Origin of the sequence: Undibacterium sp. RTI2.2, from assembly GCF_035018705.1 — a bacterium.
GTDB lineage: Bacteria > Pseudomonadota > Gammaproteobacteria > Burkholderiales > Burkholderiaceae_D > Undibacterium.
In genome coordinates this window covers 1-8913 of the sequence record NZ_JASJXN010000070.1, presented here as the reverse complement: position 1 = coordinate 8913, position 8913 = coordinate 1, and the positions used below count along the sequence as shown (strand labels likewise).

At 46.5% G+C, this 8913-nt stretch carries 8 protein-coding genes and 1 pseudogene; 5 read left to right on the top strand and 4 right to left on the bottom strand.

Annotation, left to right across the window (positions count from 1 at the left end):
- Positions 1-285: 285 nt before the first annotated feature.
- Positions 286-1599: an ATP-binding protein gene (locus tag QN395_RS20455; protein WP_323492950.1), complete on the top strand. Its 1314-nt coding sequence runs from the start codon at positions 286-288 to the stop codon at positions 1597-1599.
- A 42-nt stretch (positions 1600-1641) separates the two neighbouring features.
- Here the strand turns inward: QN395_RS20455 and QN395_RS20450 are convergent.
- Positions 1642-1741 (bottom strand): annotated as a pseudogene (locus tag QN395_RS20450) (hypothetical protein); the annotation flags it as partial.
- Between the two features lie 564 nt (positions 1742-2305).
- On the opposite strand from QN395_RS20450, the gene QN395_RS20445 reads away from it, so the two are divergent.
- The gene (locus QN395_RS20445; protein ID WP_323492951.1) at positions 2306-4027 is read left to right on the top strand and encodes a phospholipase D-like domain-containing protein; all 1722 of its coding nucleotides are present in this window, start codon (positions 2306-2308) and stop codon (positions 4025-4027) included.
- A gap of 195 nt (positions 4028-4222) precedes the next feature.
- Positions 4223-4891 (top strand): phosphatase PAP2 family protein, encoded by a 669-nt coding sequence (locus QN395_RS20440; RefSeq protein WP_323492952.1) that lies wholly within the window; start codon positions 4223-4225, stop codon positions 4889-4891.
- A 403-nt stretch (positions 4892-5294) separates the two neighbouring features.
- Here the strand turns inward: QN395_RS20440 and QN395_RS21715 are convergent, their stop codons facing one another.
- Positions 5295-5492 carry a PLP-dependent transferase gene (locus QN395_RS21715; RefSeq protein ID WP_416352072.1) on the bottom strand — a complete coding sequence of 66 codons (198 nt, stop codon included), beginning with the start codon at positions 5490-5492 and terminating at the stop codon, positions 5295-5297.
- 380 nt (positions 5493-5872) lie between these two features.
- Positions 5873-6070: a hypothetical protein gene (locus tag QN395_RS20435; protein WP_323493133.1), complete on the bottom strand. Its 198-nt coding sequence runs from the start codon at positions 6068-6070 to the stop codon at positions 5873-5875.
- On the opposite strand from QN395_RS20435, the gene QN395_RS20430 reads away from it, so the two are divergent.
- Positions 6065-6337, top strand: coding sequence for a helix-turn-helix domain-containing protein (locus tag QN395_RS20430; RefSeq protein ID WP_323492954.1), 273 nt, complete (start codon positions 6065-6067; stop codon positions 6335-6337). The two genes, QN395_RS20435 and QN395_RS20430, sit on opposite strands and share 6 nt — an antisense overlap.
- A gap of 92 nt (positions 6338-6429) precedes the next feature.
- Entirely contained in the window at positions 6430-6861 is a 432-nt protein-coding gene (locus QN395_RS20425) for a BLUF domain-containing protein (protein ID WP_323493132.1), read from the top strand.
- An 876-nt stretch (positions 6862-7737) separates the two neighbouring features.
- On the opposite strand, the gene QN395_RS20415 is transcribed toward QN395_RS20425, so the two are convergent.
- Entirely contained in the window at positions 7738-8808 is a 1071-nt protein-coding gene (locus tag QN395_RS20415) for a flavodoxin family protein (RefSeq protein WP_323493029.1), read from the bottom strand.
- Positions 8809-8913 lie beyond the last annotated feature (105 nt).

Sequence of the window (8913 nt, the reverse complement as noted above, 5' to 3'; positions counted from 1 at the left end):
ATGATCATTTTGGACGCTCATTTCATTTAGGGGGTGTTGCCGCTCCCATTTTGGCACATCGATGCCGTTTGAAAGAGGGCGTCCATTCCATTAGAGCCTAACTGTGCGAATCGTCACTTTTTCGCGCATATAAACGAAATTATAAACATTATTATGCGCATAAAAATGCGTATATATGCATTTTTATGCGCATAATAATGTAAATTCAAGTAAAATCAGATCCAAAATATGACAGGAAAAATATATCGGTGCCGCTGATATTGCCATATTCCTGGGGGGACACCATTGAAACGACAATTACTTGATAAGCTAATCAATTGGAAATCGCAGCAGCAACGCAAGCCGTTGTTAATTGATGGGGCGCGTCAGACCGGGAAAACGTATCTACTGACACAATTATTGGGACAGAGGTTTACTCAAACGCTCCATCTCGATTTTCTGGAACGCCCTGATCTCGCCCAAGCATTTGCGGGATCACTAGCCCCAAACGAGATTCTGTCAAATATTGAATTGCTCACAGGACAAGTTTTTAATCCCGCTACCGATTTATTAATACTTGACGAAATTGGTGAGTGTGAGCGTGCAATATCATCTTTAAAATATTTTGCAGAAAAAACTCCAGACTATTACATCGCTGCCAGTGGTTCTAATATCGGATTGCTCAATTCGTTTCCCGTTGGCAAAGTCGAGCAATACAATTTGCGTCCTCTGACATTTTACGAATTCCTACTCGCTTCAAATGAGCCTGCGCTGATCAAAGCTTTCGAAACGCAAGTTAATAGCCCCGCAGCACACAACATCTTATTTGATAAACTAACCGATTACTATTTCACCGGCGGACTGCCTGAGGCAGTAGCAGCATGGTTTGCGAATCCAGACGCCAGCATACTCGAACGTATTTCAAACGTCAGACAGATTCATGCAAATTTAGTAGAAGGGTACCGTCGCGATTTTGGAAAGTATTCGAACAAAGGCGACGCTCAATTAATTGAAGCCGTCTTCAATCAAATTCCTGCTCAATTGTCTGCAGTCGTCGATGAGTCAGTCAATCGTTTCAAATTCAAAGGTGTCTATAGAAATAAATCACGCTATGGTGAATTTGAAACAGCGATCAATTGGTTACACAGATGTCGCCTCGCATTGAAAAACCACCCAATAGAAGGAATGCCTAGAACACCGCTCGCTGCTTACCAAGAAGAAAACAAGGTTAAGCTCTTCCTGTTTGATGTCGGTCTTCTTAACAATATGCTCGGCGTCGGCTTTCGCGAAATCAAACAACAAGCATTCGAATACAAAGGCTACATCGCCGAAAATTTCGTCCAACAAGAATTGGCCGCAATCGGCATAGAACCTAGTTTTTCATGGAGTGATGCACGCGCAGAAATTGAATTCATTGTCACCAATGATCAAGGCCAAATTATTCCGGTCGAAGTCAAAAGCGGTAAGCGCACACGCGCAAAGTCGCTGCAATCATATATTGAAAAATGCAAACCACACAAGACTATTAAACTCACTGGAACGCAGGGTTCAACAGAAATCGAGCAAACTCATATCGTGATGCCGCTTTACTATGCAAAATATTTGCCAACTCGCTGGTAATTAGCGGAGGGTACTTCGGCTCTTGCATTGCTTCTTTTTTGAGCCATTTACTGATGGTATTGCGAGACAAATTGGTTCGTCTCGCAATTTCTCGTATCGAGAGTTTATCGCGGAAATACATCCGCCTTATTTTGGTTAACATGTCCACGGTGATCACTCCATGTCTCCCTGCTCATTTGTTCAGCAGGCAATTCAATCACGTGGCTCAGTTTAGGGTGATCTTCAACAGTACAAAGTCCTAGTTTGTTAAACAGCGCAGAGAATTTTCCACTTCAATTGAAATTCAGCGTCCAGGAAATTTTCGCCGATCCAATGGCCGTAAGGGCTCCTGTGAATCTCTCTGGAAACGCCCCACGCTGACAACTGGAAAATTTACGACGCTGTTGCCGGCTCGATTAGGTTCAAAAGGCCGCCTGTCCGCACCTTGGTACCGCATTGCGTACTGTTTTCGCGCGCCAACTTTAATGGCGTTGCCAGCCCCGATTGGTCAAGCATTCACAACGCGGCTCTCCCTATCTGCGAGACTTAAAAGCTATAATAGGTAAAAATATCAATAAACTAACATTTAAATGATAACATAATCAATATAATACTTTACCTTCTTGACAAGTGAGATGGTAGATCACTAACCTGTCTTTTGTTGGAGCGAGCCGAAGTCTTTGCATTTCCATATCTTAATCAGAAATCCAAACTCGGGAGGTCGTTCATGGTCACCACATCTTACCAATCTGTCGGAACTAATGCGAAAGCTGAATTCACGCTCAAATTACATCGCGGTGAGGGCATGATACTGCTGGGAATGAATTGGAAATCAGGCAAACCGCCTGTCAACTTTGTGGGCTTCGCGATCGAGTACCAGCCACCCTCCGCTAAGGCATTTAAACCTCTTAACAACCGACTATCATTTCCGACGCCCGGCGGCGCGATCGGTCCTCAAGTGCAGTCTAGTCTTGTCGCACCCATACAGAAGTTCCGCTGGGTACATTTCCCGTCAGAAGCGCAAACCGCTGGCGCGTTCAACTATCGCGTCACTCCTCTCTTTATGGATGCCGAGGAGAATCTCAGCCAAGGGGAGCTTCAGCAAGCAAATATTGAGCTCGGCAAGGATACCTACCAAGGTGAACTCAACGTTTCCTTCACTCGCGGCTTTGTCTCGTCACAAGCTTTCATCGATCACTATCAACAGGACGGACACACCATCAGTGAAATTCTCCCCGATAATCCTGACAACGGATTGGACTTCAAACCAACTCACCCAGATGCTGTTGAAGCGCTCTCTTGGCTGGGATTTGAGTCTCGCCAGTCCATTTTGGAGGTGCTCGATACGGCTTTAGCAACGCCGACAGCGACAGTTAAAGCCATTGCATACGACCTAAATTTACCCGAAGTGCTCGAACGGTTTGAACGACTCGGCAATCGTCTCACTATCATTGTCGACGATTCCGGTCAGCATGGATCTGCTACCTCATGTGAAAGTCAGGCCACTGCTCGCCTAGTGAAGTCTGCGGGAGCCAACCAAGTCAAGCGTCAGCACATGTCTGGACTACAGCACAACAAAGTGTTGATCGTGGAAAGCGGCACTTACAAGGCTGTAGTTTGTGGTAGCACAAACTTCAGCTGGCGCGGCTTGTATGTTCAGGCAAACAATACCCTTGTGATCTTGCAACCGTCCGCTGTGGCAGTTTTTTCAGCAGCCTTCGACTTATACTGGAATTCTGCCTCGGGTGCGGCATTCAAGAAGGAGCCCGCCACCGCTTGGACGGATCTTCAATTGCCTAGTGTGAATGCTAAGGTGACGTTTTCACCCCACTCAACTGGCTCTGCGGTACTCCAACCAGTGGCCGATGACATTGACACTGCAACGTCTTCTGTTTTATTTGCATTAGCGTTCCTGTATCAAACAACGGGACCGCTTCCTAATTCTATCCAGACCCTTGAAAGGAGTCAGAATATATTTGTCTACGGCATGTCTGACCGGGACGATAAAAAGATTGACCTTGCAAATGCGGATGGTCACTTTGTACTTACCGAACCAGAGTTTTTGGGGGCCAATGTACCAGCGCCCTTCCGTTCTGAATCTGATGGCGGTAGCGGAGTTAGGTTGCACAATAAGTTTGTCATCGTTGATTTTGACAAACCGAAGTTAGCACGTGTCTATACGGGATCGTTTAATTTTTCGAATCCAGCAGACACATCAAATGGAGAAAACCTTTTAATTATCCGAGATCCGCGCGTTGCTACCGCCTACATGGTGGAAGCTGTGAGTCTTTTCGATCACTACGAATTCAGAAAAGCAACAAAAAAAGCTAGTGACAACGCCAAACCTCTTCAACTTCAAAAACCACCCGTTGACATTACGATAAAACCTTGGTGGGATCGCTACTGGTCCGAAGCTCTGCGCCAACGAGACAGGGAGCTATTTTCATAGCATTTAGTATTAAACACGAAAGTAATATAAACAAAATTCCGCTCTTACAAATTCGCCGGCTCGCGAAGAAACAAATCAACAATCAATACTGCCATGTGAAAAGTTGGTGGGGTCGGACGCTTACACAAAAGGCGCAGCTTAGCGTACCTTATTTTCCGTTTTTTGAAACAACGCTCGTAACATCGAAAGCCATTAATGCATCCGTTGAAATCCTGGCTGCGGCACCACTATGGGTCATTGCTCGCGCTGTTCATCGGTGTCTTAGTACCGCTATTTATTTTCGGTAGTCTCGCGGAAGAAGTGGTTGAGCACGAGGTATTTTCTTTCGACAAACCGATCCTTTTATTCATACACGCTAATGTTTCGCCGCTGCTTGATTCTGTCATGCTGTTCTTCACGCGCGCGGGGTCGGCATTCGTTTTAGTGCCATTCAATTTTGCAGTCTTTGTCGTACTGCTGCTCAAGCGTCGCGCCGCTGCTAGATTTTGGCTTTTTTCCGTCGCCGGTGCAGGATTGCTGAATCTATTTGCTAAAAATACCTTCACCCGCATCCGGCCCGATCTTTGGATATCAGGGATGCCTGAAACCACTTATAGTTTTCCAAGCGGCCACGCCATGCAATCGATGGCAGTTACCGTTGCACTCATCGTGCTCACAAGGAGTAGCCGTTGGAACGTTGTCGTAATTGTATGCGGCAGCTTGTTTGTGACGTTTGTCGGCCTGTCGCGTATTTACTGGGGCGTCCATTATCCATCAGATGTCCTTGCTGGTTGGGCGGCATCTCTGGCTTGGGTAAGTGGGTTAAGTACGATGTTCAGGGATAGTCTTGCTATACCAAAACCCGTTGCAAATTCGACAGAATAAAATGTTCAGAGTGAGTTCCGGGACAGTCAAATGTGAAGGCGTTGATTGCGAGCTGGGCCGCCTGTGATCGCTAGCGGGTACAGTTATTTGTCTGCGGTTCCTCGTTCGATCGCCCAAGTTAGACTGCGTTGCTTCGCAGCGCGCACGAAAATCCCTAAGTCGTTCACTGTTCTTGCTCCCAAACCCGAGGATCGGCAAGATGGACCCACCTGGATACGCTCTTGGCAGTGATGGATTTGGAATGACGGAATTTTCGGCGGTTCTTGCATAGAATCCCCTAACCTAAATTAATGAGCTTTGTTGGCAATCGGTAATATCGTTGGCTACGTTTGCTATCCATAGGTTTCTAGATTTTTTTTAGAGCGTTGTCGAAGTCTTGCAAAATATGTTCAATTGGTTCAAGTCATACGGAAATCCGGACCAACTGTTCAATAATACCAATTCTCTCTTGCTCTGATGTCGCGATGCGATTGTGGGTGGTTGTCTGCGGATGAGTAATCGTCGATCTTGAGTCCCCGATGTTAGCGGTTCTGGAAATCAACTGAACGGCATCAGTGAATACCCAGACCTGCTTTTTTTTTATATGTAGAATGCGCGCCATCATTCATCACGTCACCACTACATCGAATTGAATGCCAATAAATCGGGCAATTATATCGATAGCCAAAGTCATTCAGAAATCAGGAGTCACCGTTTCATGTGAACTTTATTCATGAACGTTTGCTCTAAGTGTGCGATAGAGCGTATAAATAGGTGACGCGCTGAGGTAACCTCAGCGCAAGCCAAGTGCGGTGTTCGACTAGGACAAAAAAGAATGCCACTATGTGTGGTCCCGAACTGATGTACGTCATGGAAAATGGCGACTCTGATGAGATTGCCGTGGTTGGACGCGATGGCATTGTGGGTATTTCACTCTTTTTGGGGAGAGGTATAACTTCAAGTGTCGCAGTAGTGCAGAACGCCGGTCAAGCCTATTGTCTGTCATCGCACCATTTGGCATTGGAGTTTGACCTTCACTGTGCCATGATGCGCACCCTGTAGCGCATCACCCACGCCATGGTTGCCCAAATGACTTAAGTCGCTGTTTGTAATCTGCATCACCGCTTGGAATACAAGCTCTGTCGCTGGCTTCTTTGCCGAGTCGACTTCGTTCCCGTCGACGTATTGACGATAATGCACGAACTTATCGGGGATATGCTTGGCGTGAGTCGTGAGGGAGTAAGCGGTGAGGCAAGCAAATTGCAGGCCGCTGGTCTAATCCGATACAGCCGCGGCCTCGTACAGGTGGTTGACCGTGCGGGTTTGGAGAGGTTAGTATCTGAGTGCTTTGGGGTCGTGAAGAAGGAATATGAGAGGCTCTTGCCACGCATTACTCATGACATGCATGAGCCGAAGCATCCACTCAATTCAAATTCTGCTACCGGCATTGAAACTAACGAAATTTAGCCAATTAATTTTGGGCACGGCTAGTCCTACATGCTCAGCGCAGCACTTCACGAAGCAAATTCACACTTTTTAACTTTGGAATTACTACTGCCATGGCACTTATTCAGTTGGTTTACACTAGTTCTTTGGTCAACAATGCGCCAGAGGTGATGGCCGACATACTTCAAACTGCACGGAGCATCAATAAATTGCGCAACATAACTGGAATGCTCCTATGCGCAAATGGCGGGATATTGCAGGTGCTTGAAGGTGAAGACGCCGACGTGAGTAAGACATATCGGTCCATCGAATTGGACAAGCGTCATAACGATATTTTTCTGCTTTCCAGAGCGGAAGTCGCTGAGCGGAAATTCGCAACTTGGGACATGGGTTTTAGACGTCTGACCGACACAGAAATCAGCAACTCCCCCATTGCTGCAGAAGTTTTCAATGCAGACAGAAATGAAATTGGAAATCGGGTCAAGCCTGGCGCAGTATTGACCATGTTGGTGCTGTTCGGGGAGGGTATTGAGATGCTTGAATAACGATTGCCGATGTGTGGCTATCAGACGTTCGGTCGCTCAAGCCGCTAAGCCACTTAGTCAGGTTTTGTCCCATTAGCGAAACCAAATCGGATTTATAGCAGACGCTTGCGTCCATCATCACGCTGGACGGACTTGTCCTGCCAACGGGTAAAATTGATCTGCGAGAAACATCTTCTCAGCACCTTCCATCATCGACTGTACTTTGCGAATCATGTGCATAAGCTCGATGCTGGCCAGGACTTTTTGGGCTGACCAAAAGGATTTGAAATTGAGCATTGGCTTGATCACCCTGGAAGGAACATCGTTGATGAGGCTTATCAGTGGTAACAAACATGGAGTGGCTATTAAAAACTACTGTCTTGAGTTCAGGAGACGTAATCGATCAAATCATTTTCCTGTCAAACAGAGTCATTCTTTCTTACGCCTCTTAGATTAAGAAAAAAGAGACCGAGTTGCAATCCTATTAGTGCAAAAGCGTGATCGTACCAACCCCAAACTATCCAAAATATATTACTTACAGTGAACAACCAAAACCCTAAGTTACGCCTTTTTTTTGATTGGGATGTCACAAGCCAAGCTGCGACTAGCGTTATTGCCGTTGCAGTCCACTGTAAAGTTATCAGAGCTAAATTGAACAACTCAGCTCCTTAGGCAAGCTAATTCGGTGGCGGTAATTAGTATCAAACATGGTACTAAGATTAAATGGTCAAATGAGAGTCGTTCGAGCAGCGACGTTGAATTCAAATTAAAGTAGGAATAAATTTTGTTGAAAGACCGTATTTTCTTAGCAAAGTCTGCTTCTTCTTAGGCTGATTCCGGCACGCAACGGCATATAGCATTCCTAAATAGTCGAAAAGAGTTCTGGCAATGGCACCGTCATTTGGGTCGAGGACGATCCAGCCCAGCATCCGGCATTAATAAAGTACCCGCTCTTAGTTCGGCGACAGCATTCATGACGGCGCGGGCAACATTGCGAACTTCCTTTTGCATCGCTAGATCACGATCCAGAACTTCGTGGCTTTCGGCATAGGACTCGTAGTAGCCGACAAACCGGTCCAGCCGTGATAATGCGCCTGCATCGACCAATCCCATCCAGTCCAGCCAGTCTGACAATGACCTGCGTACTCCTTCAATACCCGCAACATCGCCATGCACAACCAAACCGTATACGCGGCCAGCCAGATGTTTCGGATAGGACCATCCTTTGAGCTCTATGTCCTTCGCTTTTTTCGCATTCTTACCTGAAGTTGTTGTCGGATCCGGATTGCCGCCGTCGGCACAAACCAATCTATCAATCATCAATTTCAAAACCCCCGGTGTTTGGTACCAATAGACAGGTGTCATGATAATGACAGCATGAGCGGCGACCCATTTTTCATAGATCTCGGCCATCCAGTCATTGGTCTGACGTTGTCCATGGTTAGGGTAGCAACTGCAAGGCCAATGACATAATGGCATCGCGGTGGAGACACAAGCCTTGCAGGGGTAAATATGTTTATCGTAATCAGAAATCAACAGGCTGAGGTCCAACTGATCGACTTCTATGCAGCCTGCTTCCAGAATTTCTACCGCAAGCTTCGTCATGCGGTAGGTTTTTGAAATCTCGCCAGGACAACTGCCGTCATTGCGTGCAGAACCGCAGACCAGCAAAACCCTTGATTTGGTAGAAGAATCCTTTTGTGTAGCCTCCGCTGCAATCAATTTGTCTCGCGTCGATTTCCATTCCACCGACAGATCGTAATCAGGCTCAGCAAAGTCCGGTCCAGCCTTTGCCGTGATAGGTGACTTGTTCCCGTTGATGTAATTTTCCCATGCAACCTGTTCAACTTTAGCGATTTCCGTTCGTACGGCTTTGAAAGATGGGTCAAAAAAGGAACGCTGAAATTCGAGGTGAAATTCACCTCTTTTTAGCACTGCGGGCGCCTGCCCTTTGCGTGGCTCGGTCATGACACTTCACTTGCAGGGAATGGTATTTCAATCGCGTTATTAAGAGCTAATTCATCAAGGCTGTCATAGTTCTCAGCGCGGGCTTTCATCTTGGGTAAATTCATA

Excerpts from the sequence above, each read along its gene's own strand:
- QN395_RS20445 (WP_323492951.1), top strand. The coding sequence starts at position 2,306 with ATGGTCACCACATCTTACCAATCTGTCGGAACTAATGCGAAAGCTGAA.
- QN395_RS20440 (WP_323492952.1), top strand. The coding sequence starts at position 4,223 with ATGCATCCGTTGAAATCCTGGCTGCGGCACCACTATGGGTCATTGCTC.
- QN395_RS21715 (WP_416352072.1), bottom strand. The coding sequence starts at position 5,492 with ATGGCGCGCATTCTACATATAAAAAAAAAGCAGGTCTGGGTATTCACT.
- QN395_RS20430 (WP_323492954.1), top strand. The coding sequence starts at position 6,065 with ATGCACGAACTTATCGGGGATATGCTTGGCGTGAGTCGTGAGGGAGTA.
- QN395_RS20425 (WP_323493132.1), top strand. The coding sequence starts at position 6,430 with ATGGCACTTATTCAGTTGGTTTACACTAGTTCTTTGGTCAACAATGCG.
- QN395_RS20415 (WP_323493029.1), bottom strand. The coding sequence starts at position 8,808 with ATGACCGAGCCACGCAAAGGGCAGGCGCCCGCAGTGCTAAAAAGAGGT.